The 13,916-nt window shown below is 64.6% G+C and carries 17 protein-coding genes; 8 read left to right on the forward strand and 9 right to left on the reverse strand.

Annotation, left to right across the window (positions count from 1 at the left end):
* Nucleotides 1-7 precede the first annotated feature (7 nt).
* Nucleotides 8-1,051 carry an aminotransferase class V-fold PLP-dependent enzyme gene (locus ACIBJI_RS08155; RefSeq protein WP_364342196.1) on the reverse strand — a complete coding sequence of 348 codons (1,044 nt, stop codon included), beginning with the start codon at nt 1,049-1,051 and terminating at the stop codon, nt 8-10.
* 91 nt (nt 1,052-1,142) lie between these two features.
* A complete protein-coding gene (locus ACIBJI_RS08160; RefSeq protein ID WP_397083487.1) occupies nt 1,143-1,877 on the reverse strand; it encodes a tryptophan 2,3-dioxygenase family protein in 735 nt (244 codons plus the stop codon).
* Nucleotides 1,878-2,389: 512 nt separating this feature from the next.
* On the opposite strand from ACIBJI_RS08160, the gene ACIBJI_RS08165 reads away from it, so the two are divergent.
* The 3 genes from ACIBJI_RS08165 to ACIBJI_RS08175 are packed head-to-tail and all read left to right on the forward strand — an operon-like array spanning nt 2,390 to nt 4,286.
* Nucleotides 2,390-2,608: a hypothetical protein gene (locus ACIBJI_RS08165; protein WP_397083489.1), complete on the forward strand. Its 219-nt coding sequence runs from the start codon at nt 2,390-2,392 to the stop codon at nt 2,606-2,608.
* A gap of 14 nt (nt 2,609-2,622) precedes the next feature.
* Nucleotides 2,623-3,126, forward strand: a complete 504-nt coding sequence (locus tag ACIBJI_RS08170; RefSeq protein ID WP_396958878.1) for a hypothetical protein — start codon at nt 2,623-2,625, stop codon at nt 3,124-3,126.
* Complete coding sequence (locus ACIBJI_RS08175; protein WP_364342208.1) at nt 3,123-4,286, forward strand: MAB_1171c family putative transporter; 1,164 nt, start codon at nt 3,123-3,125, stop codon at nt 4,284-4,286. The genes ACIBJI_RS08170 and ACIBJI_RS08175 overlap by 4 nt, the downstream gene beginning before the upstream one ends.
* Before the next feature lie 359 nt (nt 4,287-4,645).
* Here ACIBJI_RS08175 and ACIBJI_RS08180 read toward each other — a convergent pair whose 3' ends face one another.
* Nucleotides 4,646-5,776, reverse strand: a complete 1,131-nt coding sequence (locus tag ACIBJI_RS08180; protein ID WP_397083492.1) for an FAD-dependent monooxygenase — start codon at nt 5,774-5,776, stop codon at nt 4,646-4,648.
* Nucleotides 5,777-5,884: 108 nt separating this feature from the next.
* Here ACIBJI_RS08180 and ACIBJI_RS08185 point away from each other — a divergent pair, with 108 nt between their 5' ends.
* Complete coding sequence (locus ACIBJI_RS08185; RefSeq protein WP_397083494.1) at nt 5,885-6,058, forward strand: hypothetical protein; 174 nt, start codon at nt 5,885-5,887, stop codon at nt 6,056-6,058.
* A gap of 536 nt (nt 6,059-6,594) precedes the next feature.
* Nucleotides 6,595-6,804: a hypothetical protein gene (locus ACIBJI_RS08190; protein ID WP_364342217.1), complete on the forward strand. Its 210-nt coding sequence runs from the start codon at nt 6,595-6,597 to the stop codon at nt 6,802-6,804.
* 232 nt (nt 6,805-7,036) lie between these two features.
* Here the strand turns inward: ACIBJI_RS08190 and ACIBJI_RS08195 are convergent, their stop codons facing one another.
* Nucleotides 7,037-7,939, reverse strand: coding sequence for a LysR family transcriptional regulator (locus tag ACIBJI_RS08195; protein WP_364342220.1), 903 nt, complete (start codon nt 7,937-7,939; stop codon nt 7,037-7,039).
* Between the two features lie 188 nt (nt 7,940-8,127).
* Here ACIBJI_RS08195 and ACIBJI_RS08200 point away from each other — a divergent pair, with 188 nt between their 5' ends.
* Entirely contained in the window at nt 8,128-8,433 is a 306-nt protein-coding gene (locus ACIBJI_RS08200; protein ID WP_329090650.1) for a DUF1330 domain-containing protein, read from the forward strand.
* Nucleotides 8,434-8,633: 200 nt separating this feature from the next.
* Complete coding sequence (locus ACIBJI_RS08205; protein WP_397083496.1) at nt 8,634-8,792, forward strand: hypothetical protein; 159 nt, start codon at nt 8,634-8,636, stop codon at nt 8,790-8,792.
* Nucleotides 8,793-9,252: 460 nt separating this feature from the next.
* Here ACIBJI_RS08205 and ACIBJI_RS08210 read toward each other — a convergent pair whose 3' ends face one another.
* A complete protein-coding gene (locus tag ACIBJI_RS08210) occupies nt 9,253-9,690 on the reverse strand; it encodes a DoxX family protein (RefSeq protein ID WP_397083498.1) in 438 nt (145 codons plus the stop codon).
* Nucleotides 9,691-9,901: 211 nt separating this feature from the next.
* Here ACIBJI_RS08210 and ACIBJI_RS08215 point away from each other — a divergent pair, with 211 nt between their 5' ends.
* Nucleotides 9,902-10,213: a hypothetical protein gene (locus ACIBJI_RS08215; protein WP_364342230.1), complete on the forward strand. Its 312-nt coding sequence runs from the start codon at nt 9,902-9,904 to the stop codon at nt 10,211-10,213.
* Nucleotides 10,214-10,253: 40 nt separating this feature from the next.
* Here the strand turns inward: ACIBJI_RS08215 and ACIBJI_RS08220 are convergent, their stop codons facing one another.
* The 4 genes from ACIBJI_RS08220 to ACIBJI_RS08235 form a co-directional block, all read right to left on the reverse strand.
* The gene (locus ACIBJI_RS08220) at nt 10,254-10,505 is read right to left on the reverse strand and encodes a tyrosine-type recombinase/integrase (RefSeq protein WP_396958883.1); all 252 of its coding nucleotides are present in this window, start codon (nt 10,503-10,505) and stop codon (nt 10,254-10,256) included.
* Between the two features lie 585 nt (nt 10,506-11,090).
* Nucleotides 11,091-12,065 carry a carbohydrate kinase gene (locus ACIBJI_RS08225; RefSeq protein WP_364342236.1) on the reverse strand — a complete coding sequence of 325 codons (975 nt, stop codon included), beginning with the start codon at nt 12,063-12,065 and terminating at the stop codon, nt 11,091-11,093.
* The gene (locus tag ACIBJI_RS08230; RefSeq protein ID WP_364342239.1) at nt 12,052-12,894 is read right to left on the reverse strand and encodes an ATP-binding cassette domain-containing protein; all 843 of its coding nucleotides are present in this window, start codon (nt 12,892-12,894) and stop codon (nt 12,052-12,054) included. Before ACIBJI_RS08230 ends, ACIBJI_RS08225 begins: the two co-directional genes overlap by 14 nt.
* A complete protein-coding gene (locus ACIBJI_RS08235; RefSeq protein WP_364342242.1) occupies nt 12,891-13,889 on the reverse strand; it encodes an ABC transporter permease in 999 nt (332 codons plus the stop codon). Before ACIBJI_RS08235 ends, ACIBJI_RS08230 begins: the two co-directional genes overlap by 4 nt.
* Between the last annotated feature and the right edge of the window lie 27 nt (nt 13,890-13,916).

A 13,916-nucleotide genomic window follows, 5' to 3' on the forward strand; every position in this document is an offset into this window, starting at 1 on the left:
AGCCTTTCTATCGATGCAAATATTCAGACGTACGTCGGATGTCGCGCAGCGCTGCGCATAGGGCGATGATGTCCTCGACATTGCTGTAGTAATGAAAAGAAACCCTTACCACGTCGTGACGTGGGCTGACCGCGATGTCATATCCGGCCAGTTGGCGACCGAGTTCGGCGGGGTCGGCGTCGATAATTCCGATATGCGCGCCACGGTGCTCGAGCGGGACGGGGCGTACATGCTCACCTTGTGCACTCAATTGCGCGCGAGCCAGTTCGCCCAGGTGTCGCACGTGATCGCGAACAATTGCGAGATCCAGCTCACCGATAAGTTGCAGTCCTGCCACGGCCGCATAGCATGCAGGCACGGCCGGTGTACCGGTTTCGAATCGAGTCGCCGATGCCGGGTAATCCAATTGCACGGGGTTGAAAGCATGCGGGTCGACTCGCCCGAACCAGCCTGTCAAAGTCGGCATGTGGTCGCCATATTCGGGCGCACGGGCGTAGAGGAAAGCGAGGCCGGGCAAGCCGAGTAAATACTTCGACGTACCCGCAACGAGGAAATCGCAGCCGAGGCTTCCGACGTCCACGGGATCCACACCAACCGCCTGATAGGCATCAACGAAGACTTCGGCACCGGCCGCATGCGCGGCGTGGACGACTTCGACGACCGGCAGCCGGATCGCGTGCTGATAACTGATCAAAGGCACCGAAACCAAGCGGGTTGTTCGGTCGATGAGTGCTGTGAAGCTATCTTCGGTATGACCGGCGTCGACAACCTCGGCGCCGCGCTGCCTCTGGGCCCGCCAGACATGGGCAATAGACGGAAATTCGACTGTTGTGGTGACGATACGAGGGCGAGTTCGCCAGCTCCGCGTAGCGGCGACTTGGAAGGCGCCGATCGATGCGTTGGGCACTACCGCCACTTGGTCGACCCGCGCGCCGATCAGTGCCGCAAACCGATTTCGCGCCACACTGATCTGGTTCTCGAATGCCTCCCAAGCTGCGCCGCCACGAGTCATCTCCGCCAGCATCCGAGCCACGGCGCGGTCGAGTTCCACGGAACGAGCCCCAAGGCTGCACGTAGCCAGATGTACTGCGCGTTGCAACATCGGAAAGTGAGATCGGAATGTCTCGGGAGACATCGGCCGACTACTCATCTCCGACTTTCCGGGTAGGTTCGGCATTCGGCTGCACCATCGGCCCGGTCTCGGTAAGGAGACTTCTGATTTCCCACAGTTCGGGAAAGAACCTGTGCGAGATCAGTTTGGTCAGCATTGCGACCGGCGTGCCCTGTGTGCCGGTGGCTTGATGTCCGATCAACCGTGCGGTGATCTTGAAGTGGCGGACCCGCCACAAAGATACCCGCTCGTCCCATTCAATCAGCGCCTCGGCCAGGCGGTGTATCTCGGAATGCTGTTCGTTCCGATACACTTCGGCAAGGTCGATGCGCCGATTCTGCACGAACGTGGTGAAAGATTTCCCGATAGTCCGACTATCCCGCCGCACCGAAATCCAGCCCGGCGAATCCGATCCCGAACCGTGGCCGAGAATGGTACGGATAATTTGGAAGTCCCACGGGGACAGATGGCGCATCATCTCCAACTGGTCGGTGATAAGCCCCATTGCCAGCGATGCTCGGGTCAACAAAGAGATTGCGCTGTTCAGATCGGCATTATCGATATCCTCGGCCGCCTTGCATAACTCGGCACAGGCCAGCTTGAGCCACAACTCGGTCGACTGATGGACGATTTGGAAGAGTAACTCGTCACGGTGCACGCTCTCGTCGGGGCGGCGCTGCAAATCCAGCAGTCGATCGGTACGCATGTAACGGGCATAGTCATTATCGCCCTCGCCACTCAATATCTGCTGGGAGTAATCCTTCATCGCAACACCTCGATGCGAAACACTGTCTCGATGCGTCGCCGACAAGGCTGATTTCCATCTGTTATTTTCCAGCCGATCGAGCCTAGCTTGTTGTCACCGGAAATCTGGGTAGCCATATCGACCCATAACGGTTGACCCACATGATCTCCTTCGGAACTCCCGTCCGCGCGTGATGCCAACCGCACGTACGTCGACCGTCACCGGCGATATCGCACTGCAGTCGGTCCCCACCGGCCGCGGTGCCGGGACTGTGTTGTATTCGGTGGACGGCCAGGGTCGTGGCCTCCTCGCGAGGACCCGCCGACGATCGGCCTCCGGTGTGGCTCCTGCCCACTGCCGGTCTTCTCGCCACGACATAACGGGTCAGCCAGCATGTCAACATGTGTGACTATTGGACCTAAATTTGCTTCATACCAGTTGATGAGGCTGATTATTGCCACGGCTGGCACGTCCTGTCAACGGTCGTCAAGGAATAATGGATTGCAACCATTCCAGTTGACGGAAGGCGATCGGTGGACGAGGCAGCCTCAACGTTGGCGTCGAGATCGACCCATCTGTTCGACGTCGTGCGCAGGCCCGACGGTCGCGAGTTCAGCAACGAGGAGATCGCCACCGCAATCGCGCGCCACCACGGAGTGACGCTGTCGGGCTCGTATGTCTGGTACTTCGACGTGATCAACTGTTTCGAGCGCTGGGAGCGACTGCCCGGCGGTCCGTCCGGCGCCCGGTAGACGTGGAGACTGCCATGTGGACTACAGATTTGCGCAAGCGCTGCGAACGGCGCATCGATGTACTCGGGCTACCGGTTCGTTTCGGTATCGACGAGGTGCGCGAGGGTCTGGCGAGACATGTGAGCAGACGGATCGAACTGATCCCGATGGCCTTGCCACCCGCAAGTCCACTCGGATTGCTGATCACCGACGAGCACGGGCATTCGGTCATCTACGAGGAGTCCGCCAGTCCGATTCACCGCCAGCAGATCATCTTCCACGAATTCGCGCATCTGCTCTTCGGTCACCGGGGTCGGCCGATCGGCGATGATCGACGGCACTGCACGTTCGTGCACGTCGCCCATGAGATCCAAGGACAGGTGCTCGCCAGGTCCTGCGGATCGACCGAGCAGGAGACCGAGGCCGAGATGACGGCCACGCTGCTGCTGCGGCGCGCGCACCGGTCGAGCCAACCGGTCACCGTCGCTGCCGATCCGGCGATCGCCGACATAGTCCGCCGCTTGGATAATTCACTGTGACCCCCGACCCGATTCTCCTGATCTTGCTCACGGCGTTCGCTTGCGGCGCGGTGCTGGCCATCAAGGCTCGCGACATCATGCGGGACTCGGACAACGGGATGCACCGTGCGAGTGCGCTTTTCGTGGGCGCGATCCTGGCAACCATGATGCTCTGGCTCGAATCCGATGCCATCGACCAGCACACCCATATCCAGACACTGGGCATCCTGCTCAGTGACGTCGCGGCTATGCTCGCGGTGTGCGCGAGCCAGATATGGTTCGTATACCTCACGACCCCGATCGAGATCGCGCGCCGCAGGTCACCGCTGTGCTACGCGGGATTCGCTATTGTCGTCGTCGCGATCGTCGCACTGTTCGCCGCGTTCCCGCCGTCGTCCGCGAACGATGCCCAGTATCGGTATCTGTTCATCTGCTACGTCGGTGTCAGCGCCGTCGCGGCGGTAGCGTTCGGGTTCCGCTACGCCGCGCTCACCGCGAAGCCGTGGCTACGGATCGGATTCCGGGTCATCGCATTGGGCGGCATCGCCGTGATCGCGCGCCTGGTCTTCCTCCAATATGTGCTCGTCGCCGCCGATCTCGGCCACCCACCCCGGCCTGTGTACGCCACCGTGGACGGGCTACTCACCGTGACCGGCCTACTCACCGTGATCACCGGTTTGGCACTGCCCTCGGGAGGTGAGTTTCTGGAGGCGCTGCTGCACGCTTACCGATGTCACCGAGCTGAACGACAACTCGGTGCGCTGAGCCGGCACCTGACATCGGCCACCGGCACGGCGAGCGCTGTGCCCCTGCCCGCCGGTCGCGAATGGAATCCTATGCGGGACGCCGAATTTCGGCTCTGTCGTCGGGTCATCGACATTCGGGACGCGCAACTGGCGTTGCGCGGGTATGCCGATCCACGGGCGCGACAACTCGCCGCCGAGCGGTCCGACGCGCTCGGCTTGCCGGACTATGAGCGTGGCCCGATGATCGAGGCGGCCGTCATCGCCGCCGCGATCCAGGCGAAGCGGGCAGGCATACCGCCTCGGCACAACACGACGATGACCCTGTCCGCTGAACATGGTGGCGCTGACACACTGCTCGACGAAGCCAGATGGCTCGGACGTGTCAGCCGCGCCCTGCGATCTTCCGAGATCGTACGTCACAACGCTGAGGTCTAACTGCCACGACAGCGACCGCGACCAATCCACCATCGCGTCGAATCATATTGAAGCACTTCTTGATTCGGCCACATCCACGACACAGAACGCACCGCTGGCGGAGCCGGTCGAGACGTTGTTACCGGCCTGTCCGAATCTGCGGATAGGGCGGCAGCCCAACGCCTGGCTGCCGGCTTCGATAGCCCAAGCATCGTCGACGTCGATACCGGGCCGAACGCTCGCCGATCGCGCGGATTCGGGTTGAGCAGCTCGTTAGCGGGTGTCGCGTTGACGGGATTCGCGGCGGCGGCGCGGTTGTCGGTCACGACTTTTCGTCTCCGTGATCGTTCCCGCCAGGGGCGGGCGGGAAGACCGGCAGGTCATCCGGGATGCACTGGCCGAGGTTTGGTCGCAATCGTTGGTGGCCGCCAGCGGGTGATCAGCAGCTTCGTGCCCAGTTTGCCGGCCAGGATAGCCAGTCGGTTCGGCACCAGGACTGCTGTAGCGTCCCTGGTGACGTCCACGAACCTGGACGTGGGTTCGGTAACCAGGGTCGCGCGCCCCGACAGCCAGCTGATGAGGCCGACCCGGCGCCGCCGGGCCTTGGAATAGGCGGCTAGATCAGGTGCATAGGCTGCGAGGGTTACGGCGTCCTCGATCGTCATCCCGGCACCTTGCCCGAGCGTGGGATGCATCCCGTGCGCGGCGTCGCCGATGAGCGCCACCCGACCACGTGCCAGCGACTTGGGGACGCGGATATCGAGTAGCTCGTTCTCGAGAACCCGCCGCGGGTCCGCTGCCGCCACCATGGCCGGCACGGGTTCGGGCCAGTCCTTGAAATGGTCGAGACCCTCGACATCGGAGTGAGTGCCCGCGAAGGCGTAGATCCGGTTGCCCGTCATCGGCAGGATGCCGAACTCGGCCCGATACCCCAACACCAGGCCCACCCACTCCGGCGGCGGAGCGTCGACGATCCATCGCCAGCCGGTGATCCCCGTGTGCCGGACCGCGTCCGCCTCCGGCCAGACTTGGCGGCGGGTGAGACTGTGGATGCCGTCCGCCGCGACCACGAGATCGAATTGGGTAGTGCCTTCGGCGGTTTCGATGTCTCCGGACGCGTCGACGCGGACAACCCTGGAACCGGGACGCAGGCACTCCGACGGGAGCGCGTCGACCAGGACAGCGATGAGATCGGCGCGATGGACCACCACGAGATCGTCGCCGCCGATTACGTCATTCACCCGGCCGAGCACCAGTTCGCGCCCACGCCGGCTACGGAGCCCGCCGATGTGGTCCGCCATGGCCTCAGCTCGGATGGGTTCGCCCACCCCGATCAGATCGAGGGCGGCCAGCACGTTCGAGGTCAGCATGACCCCGGCGTCGACCTCGGTGAACTCGGCGGCTCGCTCGTAGACCGTCACCTCCCAGCCAGCCGCTCGCAACGCGATCGCCGCGGTGAGCCCGCCGATTCCGCCGCCGACTATCCCTGCGCGCCTGATACTTTCGGCCAACTACCCCCCTACGACGATGGCATGACCGTGGATGCCAGCACCCACCATATCGACGCTAGTGCCTCATCAAGCAAACTTCGTAGATAATCCGGGTGCCGGATCTTTGAGTTGACGGCGAAGTCGCGGACGGATGAGGAGTGGGAGCTGCGCGACGATTTCACCTCGACCGCAGTCGAGCTGGCCGACGCACTGCGCAGCCCGGACGAATACGACATCACGACCCCGCATCAACCAGCCGATAGCACATCCCGCAGCGGAACACTTCGACTCCGGGCCACCTGAGGGGCCAGACCGACCCCTGACCACCCACCGTAGGAGACAAGTTCCGTCCCGTGGTGGAGACGCGGCAGGGCCCTCGCGATCACTGCGGTAACGGCAGCGCTTGTCGGCGGGGCCGGCGAAGGCGGCGCCGAACTCATCGACTGGTTGTTCAGCTGAACAGCAACGTGCCCGGCGGAGGTAGTACAGGGCTATGCCTTCGGCGCGGATTGCATAGCGCCGCACCACCGCTGGTGCAGCTGCACATGGAAGAGGCCGCCGTCAGGTAGCGGTCCTAGGTTTGTGGGCTATGACGACCGACTCCCCAGACAAGGCGGAGAACCCGGCCCACGTGGAGCTCGAGACGTCAGTGGATGACCTCGGATCGCGACAAGGTGCGAGCAATCCACCGCACGCCCGGCGTCGAATCACTCGACGGTTACGCAAACCGCTTTTCTGTCGGGTGCTCATGAGCCCCGATCACACTGGAGCCCGATCGACGAGCAAGAAGTCCCGGGCCTGATTCGTCTCGCGGCGTCCCCGGACACAGGAGGCAGGACTTGGACGAGACGCTGAACACGGTGACCGATCCCCTGGTCGCCGTGAGTATGCGGCAGTTGGTCAGCGAGATCCTGTTGCGCTACGGGTCGATCGACGCGTTCTGCGCACGGCTGCACCGGCTGCTCGACGAACCCACCGTCCAGATCCCCGCCGTGACCGGCTCCCCCAGCACGCACCCGCAGGGCCGCCACCGGCTGCGGGAAAGGTGAGCCCGTGGAATACCCAGCGGCGTAAGCGATTTCACCGGATACAAAGCGATACCGTTCGCCCATCTCGGGGTCGCCGTATCGGCCGAATTTCGGGCGGATATGGCGTGGTGGGCTGGTAGAGAGCGCGGTTTTCGCCTGGTCGCCCAGTACCTGGGCTGGCGACAAGCCGGTCAGCTGTAATTCAAGGAGCTCGACGAGTTGCCGATGTCCGTCTCGCGTGACCTGCTGCGCGTCAGTCCGGCAGCCAGTGCAGCTCGTGTGCCAGGGTTTTGGCGACGGCACGGATGCGGCGGTGTAGTGGTGACTGCACGCGCGGGAGGACCAGGTGGATCGTCAAGGTGGGTGCGCCCCGCAGCGGTCGCCACGTGAGACCGGCCGGTGATGTCGTGACCGCGGCTTCACCGGCCGGGGCGAGGGTGAGCCCGTCGTGTAGGTCGCGCTGAGACATGTCGAAAGAGACTGCGGGCGTGTGGAATCGGGGGTTCGGCCGGGCGTCGCGGAACAGTGCGGACAGCTGATCGTGGATCACGGGGTTGGCCGCACGGTCGGGGAGTCGCAGCGGATACGTGGCCGCGTCGGCGATCTCGATCTCCGGGTGTTCGGCCAGCGGATGATGCTCTGCCAATTGGACCCCGACGCGCGCGCGCCGCAGCAGGAACCGGCGCACGCCACGCCCCGGCTGTTCACCGCGGGTGATCCCCGCATCGATGCGGCCGTCGGCGACCGCGGGGGAGATCTCCGGTGTCGCCATCGGGACCGCGCCGACCTCGAGTCCCGGGCTGCTGCGAATGAGCCTGTCCACCAGGGCCGGTGCCGTCTCGGCCCCCGCGCTGAGGCTGTATCCGATGCGCAGCGTGCCCAGTTCACCGGCCCCCGCGCTCCGGGCGGTGTCCCATGCCCGGTCCAGCGCCGCCAACGCGGGCGGCGCGGACTCCGCCAAAGCCGCACCGGCCGTGGTCAATACGACGCTACGCGTGTTGCGAACCAGCAGGGCCGTACCGAGTTCCGCCTCCAATCGGCGCATCCGGGCGCTGAGTGCGGGCTGTGCGATACCGATCCGTGTGGCCGCGCGGGTGAAGTTCAACTCCTGCGCCAGCACCAGGAAGTACCGCAGGCTCACCGTATCCGGCGCCACGTGCCCTCCCTGTCGATTGATAACGATCCGTTCTGAGTCTATCGCGGACCGGTCTTTCCCTCGACCGCACATCAAGTCCTAACCTGCGCATATGACGATTCAACTGACCGCAGTACCCGTCGCCGGGATCGATCGATCCGAGTGTCAGTTCGAAGTCGGACGTGTCCGGCCGAACACAGGAGGTTTCCATGGCTAAGGGCTACTGGGTCAGTGTCTACCCCGCCATTTCCGACCCTGAGAGGCTGACTGCCTACGACAAGCTGGCCGGTCCGGCTGTCCAGGCTGGGGGCGGGCGCGTCCTGTCCCTCCTCCCGTCCCGTGGCGGTCGAGTCGTCGCCCACGAGGCCGGAATCACGCAACGCGTCGTTCTGATCGAGTTCGACAGCTTTGAACAGGCCGTCGCGGCATACGAGAGCGAGGCATACCAGAAGGCGCTGGTGGCCCTCCCCGACGGCGTCGAGCGCGACTTCCGCATCATCGAAGGCATCGACTGACCGGCGGGCCCAGCCATCGCTGAGCATCCGTCACCTGATACGCACACGGGGCTCAACGACGACTCACGCTGAATTCGCCCGCAGCTACGGACATCCGTCGACCGTGGTATATCCGATGCTGGCGCTGTGCACCGTCGTCGGGCTGTCGGTGGAAGACCTCCGCCGACATCTACGCCGACCCACACACCGCCGCGCGGGAAATGCTCGTACCGATCGAACAACCCGGCAGCGACACCCCGGTTACCGTCGCCGGTCAGCCCATCAAACTGACCCGCACACCCAGCCGGGTCTACGGGCGCGGCCCACTGCTCGGTGAGCACGATGTCGACGGCATCATCGCCGAGTGGAACCTCGCTTGACGCCATCCGCAAACCTCCTGTCCGACACAAGGATATCCACTGGGCGAGGCGATCTCGGCGCACAACCAACGGAGCAGACCGATGCCCGAGGGCCACGTGACTGGAGGCCGGAAAGTCATGACCCCGGACCATCAGATCGGCCTGTTCGCCAGTGGCACAATTGAAGTGCTCGACCCTCTCGTAAGGTTTCGATCCGCCGGTGTGCTGATAGGGCGAGCAGACACTGGCAAACCTCTGGAATTCAAGCACAAACATCGCCCACGGCCGCCATGTCAACGACCAGCTCCACCGACGCGAACCCGACACCCAGGAACTCCAACTCCAAGTGCGACCGTCACCGCCGCGCGGATAGATGGCCGTTGGATCGATCGCCGCCAACCCGACGGCCGATCGATGGCGAGAACGCACGACCGGCGATCGGTGGGTGGGCCACCGATCGCCTGTCGTAGGTATGGATTTGTCATCGCGACAGCGAGTTGCGCAGATCGGTGATGGTGGCGCGGCGCGCGTAGGCGATCCAGGCGAAGATCGCGGCGAGCACCAGTGGGAAGATCCCCATCAAGGGCTTGTCGGCGATGAAAGCCTGCGTCCCGGCGGCGAGCACGGTGAGGACCGACAGACCCGCGGCAGCCAGGGCACTGAGCCGTGGCACCATCAGGCCGATACCGCCGGCGACCTCCGCAACTCCGATGAAGATGAGCAGCCCGAGGGGGATGGTCAGATTCTCGGGGGCGTTGTCGGTCAGGGCGTTCGGCATAACGAGCTTCGGCCCGCCGGAGGCGATGATGAAGAACAGGCCGAGCAGGATCTGCAGGGTCCACAGGACGCGGTTGCCGATCTTGCCGGGACGGTCGGTGACGTCGCTGGAGAAGTCGGCGGAGGGGTTGGCGGTGGTCATTTCTGGTCCTTCTGGTCGGTCGCGCCGGGTTGGTAGCGCGTTCAACAGATAGGACGGAGCACCGTCCGAGGACTCATCACTGTCCGCGAAGATTTACCACACCGAGGGCACCGGCACCGAAGCCTGGATGACACCAGCATCGCCCGCAACGATCGACTCATGAGCGATTGACCGGCCCGGGTACCGGCATCGCGACGCTCAGACCGGCGATATGTCCACGACGCCCGCCGTTTTCCAGTTGCCCATGGCGCTGGCTGCCCGCCGCCACATCGCGATGCGATTGGGCCTGCCCGCCCACATACTCGGCGTGACAGGCCTAGACGATGCCGAATACCGGGCGATGCTCCAATTCGGCGACAGCACTGTGCGACTCGCTGAAATTGCTCGCAAATCCGGGCACGCCGTCGAAGCCGTTGACGAGCTGTGGCGCATCCTGCGTCGGGTCGCGGGCACCGAACGACCGGTGCATGTCGGTTCATCGACGATGACGGAAACGAAGTCGACGAAAGCTCCATGGCACTGATTCCGACGGCCGCCTCCCCCGGCCGGAAGTAGCGCAGCTTTCAGATCAGACGCGACCCTCCAGGCTCCATGACCGGACGCGAACGAACGAGGCAGGCCCTGCGGCCCGCTCCGTGCAATTCGGAGCAGGCGGCCTTCGCCGGCGGCCGCCGCGCCTGACGGATGGTCTGGTTGGTGATCCGCGCATAGTGGGCGGTCATCCGGGACGACTCGTGATCAGGGAGAACGCGTACGACTTCCTGCGGGACGTCACGGTTGATCAGTCGGCAGGCAAAGGTGTGCCGGGTCCTCATCGAGGATCCCAAGAGAGCAGTTCGACAGCTTATCGACCTGGTTTTCGCAGGTCGATCTGTGTGTTTAACGCATGTGTCCCTCTCCGGGCACAGACACTACGTCATGTCACCCGTTCAACCTGCGGTTATGCAGGAAGGGTGGCTGGCGGCGTCGAGCCGATCGGCGCAGAACCGCAGGTGGGAGCCCTGGGGGTTCAATTCGGGTTCAGCTGAGAAAATCCTGAGTAAACCGGCACGTCGCCCGGTGAATCACGGGCCGTCATATCACGGAATTCTTTCCAGCTCTGCGGATATCGGTCGAGGCCTTCACTCGATCTGAGATACGGCCCCGCTCGCCACGCCGATCAGCGGGACCTTCTGCGGAACGTTCGCCCGTTCGCCTCCTCGGTCGAGACCGCCCGGTCGACGCTCACACGCCGATCGCATGACAGCGCGGGATCAACGGAACTCAGAGTCGTCGTCCCCAAAGGATCCACCTGACTTCATGCCGACGCTGCTCACGCCCTACTGCGCCTCCCCCAAAATGCCGCGGAGGGACCTCGGTTCGGCCAGTTCAACTTATGGCTGGCCGAACCACCCGATCCGTCACCGACCTGTGAACAGCTCGGCGGCCGTCGGCGGGTCCGCTCCGCGGCGGCCGCAGGTCAGCGCTGCGACCATCGTGGCCTCGTCGAGAATGGCGGTGAGGACGTGCTTCGGGATGGCACGCAAGGCTTCTCGGTACGCGGCACCGAGCAGATGGTGATCGCGCAGACCGGCGAGAATGCCTGCCGTGAACGCGTCTCCGGCGCCGACCGTGTCGATCACCTCGACGGGGCGGCCGGGGCGATGGATGGGAGTGGCGTCTGCGGCAGTGGCGGCAAGTGCGCCGTCGGGGCCCAGTGTCACGATCACGAGAGCAGGGCCGCGGGCGGACCAGTCGGCGACCACCTCCTCGGGGTTGCGGCCCGGGTACAGCCAGGACAGATCCTCGGCGCTAGCCTTCACGATGTCGGCACGGGCGATCATGGCGTGTACTCGGTCCAGGGTGTTGTCGCGAATCATCAACTGCGGGCGGAAATTCGGGTCGTAGCTGATGGTGGCGGTAGACCGGGCACGGTCCACCAGGCGGGTCAAGGCATCGGCGCCAGGGGGCACGGTCAGCGCCAGTGAGCCGGTGTGCAAGGCCAGCACGCTGCCGTCGAGCGCGGTGGACAGTTCGGAGTCGGTCCACTGCCAGTCGGCCGTGCCGTTGACGCGAAAGTCATAGTGCGGCATGCCATCCGGGTCGACATCGACGATCGCCAGTGAGGTCGGCTCGGTGGCGTCCACGACATGATCGAGGGCGACGGCGTTGTCCCGCAGGTGGTTTCGGATGCGATGGCCCAGCGGGTCGCCGCCCAAGCGGGCCAGCATCCGCACCGGCACGCCCAGCCGGGCCAAGCCGACGGCCACGTTCGCGGGGCTGCCGCCGGGCACCGCCTGGAAGCGATCGGGGGCGCCGGCTAGCACCAGGTCCACCAGCGCCTCCCCCGCGACCGCGATCAGGCCGCGATCGGCCACGGCCTCAGTGGTGGACACGGTTGTTGTCGACCTCCGCACCGGCCATCGCGCCGGTCATGATCGCCACCGCATCGGACATGGAGAATTCGTGCGGGCGGATCACCGCGACTCGGCGGCCGAGCCGCTGGATGTGCACCCGGTCGGCGATCTCGAAGACGTTCGGCATGTTGTGGCTGATCACAATGACGGCCAAGCCGCGGTCGCGGACCTCGCGGATCAGATCCAGCACCATACCGGTCTCCTTGACACCCAGCGCTGCCGTTGGCTCGTCCATGATCACCACGTGCCGCGCGAAGGCCGCGCCGCGCGCGACCGCGACACCCTGGCGCTGGCCGCCGGACAGTGTCTCCACCGCTTGCTTCATAGATCGGATCCCGATCTTCAGATTCGACATGTGCTGCTGCGATTCTCGCACCATGCGATCCTTGTCGATCATCCGGAACACCGAGCCGAGGATGCCGCGGCGCCGCAGTTCCCGGCCCAGGAACAGGTTGTCGGCGATATCGAGGGCTGGTGCCACCGCCAGCTCCTGATAGACGGTCTCGATACCGGCCCGGCGGGCGTCGGTCGGGCGCCGGAAGCGCACCCGTTTGCCGTCGAGCAGGATCTCGCCCTCATCCGGGATCAGCGCCCCGGACAGCGCCTTGATCAGCGAGGATTTCCCGGCACCGTTGTCGCCGATGACCGCGAGGATCTCGTTCGGCAGCAGGTCGAAATCCGCGCCGTCGAGCGCAGTGACCTGACCGTAGCGTTTCACCAGGCCCTTTGCCTGCAGCACCGGCTGTACCGCGGCCTGAGCTCCGTCGCCTGCGGTGGTGGCGTCGCTTGCGGTGGCTGTCTCGCTCATTTCTGCCTCCTGCGGTTGAGCTGGTCCACGGCCACCGCAGCAATCACCAGGATGCCGGTGATCAGCGTCTGGTAGATCGACGGCACCCCCGTCAGTTGCAGGCCGTTACGGATGATGCCGACGATGAGCGCGCCCAGTAGCGTGCCGATCACGCTGCCACGTCCGCCGAACAGGCTGGTGCCGCCGAGTACCACGGCGGTAATCGAGTCCAGATTGTCGGTCTGGCCGGCATTCGGGTCACCGACGCCGGTGCGGGCCACCAGCAGCAGCGCCGCCAAGCCGTAGATCAGGCCCGCGACCGTGTAGACGGCGAGAAGCACACGGCGAGTGTCGATGCCGCTGAGCCGCGCCGCCTCCGGGTTATTGCCTACGGCGTAGACGTGCCGCCCTGCCGCTGTCAGCCGCAGCCCGTACCAGGTGATCGCGAACAACACCAGCATCGCCACCGACCCGTAGGTGATGTCGGTCTCGCCCAGCGGAAATGTCTTGTCGAAGAACGTGAGTGCGCCCGGCAGACCCGAAATCGTCTGTTCCTGCGAGTAGATGTGGGTGAGCGCGAACGCGATGCCATACGTGCCGAGAGTGACGATGAACGGTGGCAACTTGATCAGGCTCACCAGCGTGCCGTTGAGCAACCCGAACGCGGCCGTCAGCGCCAGCCCGAGCAGAATCGCCAGTGGCACAGGCAAACCCGTGTCGACGGCCAGCTTGGCGATCGCGATGTTGCCCAGCGCCATCACCGCACCGTTGGACAGATCGATACCGGCGGTGAGGATGATCAGCGTCTGGCCGATCGCCAGCGTGCCGACCACCATCACCTGCTGCACGATCAGCGAAAAGTTGTCACCGGCCAGGAATCGGTCGGACTGGGCGGTGAAGTAGACCACCGCGATCAGGATCGCGATCACCGGTCCGACGTTCGGCACCGACAGAATCCGGTTCAGCGCTGTGTGTTTCGGCTCCGGCGGTGCGGGAGACGTTGTAGTTGCGGTCATGCGAATCCTCGCTCGTCGACGAAATCA

This window comes from Nocardia sp. NPDC050408 (genome assembly GCF_044458905.1).
Classification (GTDB): Bacteria; Actinomycetota; Actinomycetes; order Mycobacteriales; family Mycobacteriaceae; genus Nocardia.

What these genes read in the sequence shown, in the direction of transcription:
- ACIBJI_RS08210 (WP_397083498.1), bottom strand. Translation starts at nt 9,690, where the DNA reads ATGACCACCGCCAACCCCTCCGCCGACTTCTCCAGCGACGTCACCGAC.
- ACIBJI_RS08220 (WP_396958883.1), bottom strand. Translation starts at nt 10,505, where the DNA reads ATGAGGACCCGGCACACCTTTGCCTGCCGACTGATCAACCGTGACGTC.
- ACIBJI_RS08200 (WP_329090650.1), top strand. Translation starts at nt 8,128, where the DNA reads ATGGCTAAGGGCTACTGGGTCAGTGTCTACCCCGCCATTTCCGACCCT.
- ACIBJI_RS08215 (WP_364342230.1), top strand. Translation starts at nt 9,902, where the DNA reads ATGTCCACGACGCCCGCCGTTTTCCAGTTGCCCATGGCGCTGGCTGCC.
- ACIBJI_RS08230 (WP_364342239.1), bottom strand. Translation starts at nt 12,894, where the DNA reads ATGAGCGAGACAGCCACCGCAAGCGACGCCACCACCGCAGGCGACGGA.
- ACIBJI_RS08170 (WP_396958878.1), top strand. Translation starts at nt 2,623, where the DNA reads ATGTGGACTACAGATTTGCGCAAGCGCTGCGAACGGCGCATCGATGTA.
- ACIBJI_RS08205 (WP_397083496.1), top strand. Translation starts at nt 8,634, where the DNA reads ATGCTCGTACCGATCGAACAACCCGGCAGCGACACCCCGGTTACCGTC.
- ACIBJI_RS08160 (WP_397083487.1), bottom strand. Translation starts at nt 1,877, where the DNA reads ATGAAGGATTACTCCCAGCAGATATTGAGTGGCGAGGGCGATAATGAC.
- ACIBJI_RS08235 (WP_364342242.1), bottom strand. Translation starts at nt 13,889, where the DNA reads ATGACCGCAACTACAACGTCTCCCGCACCGCCGGAGCCGAAACACACA.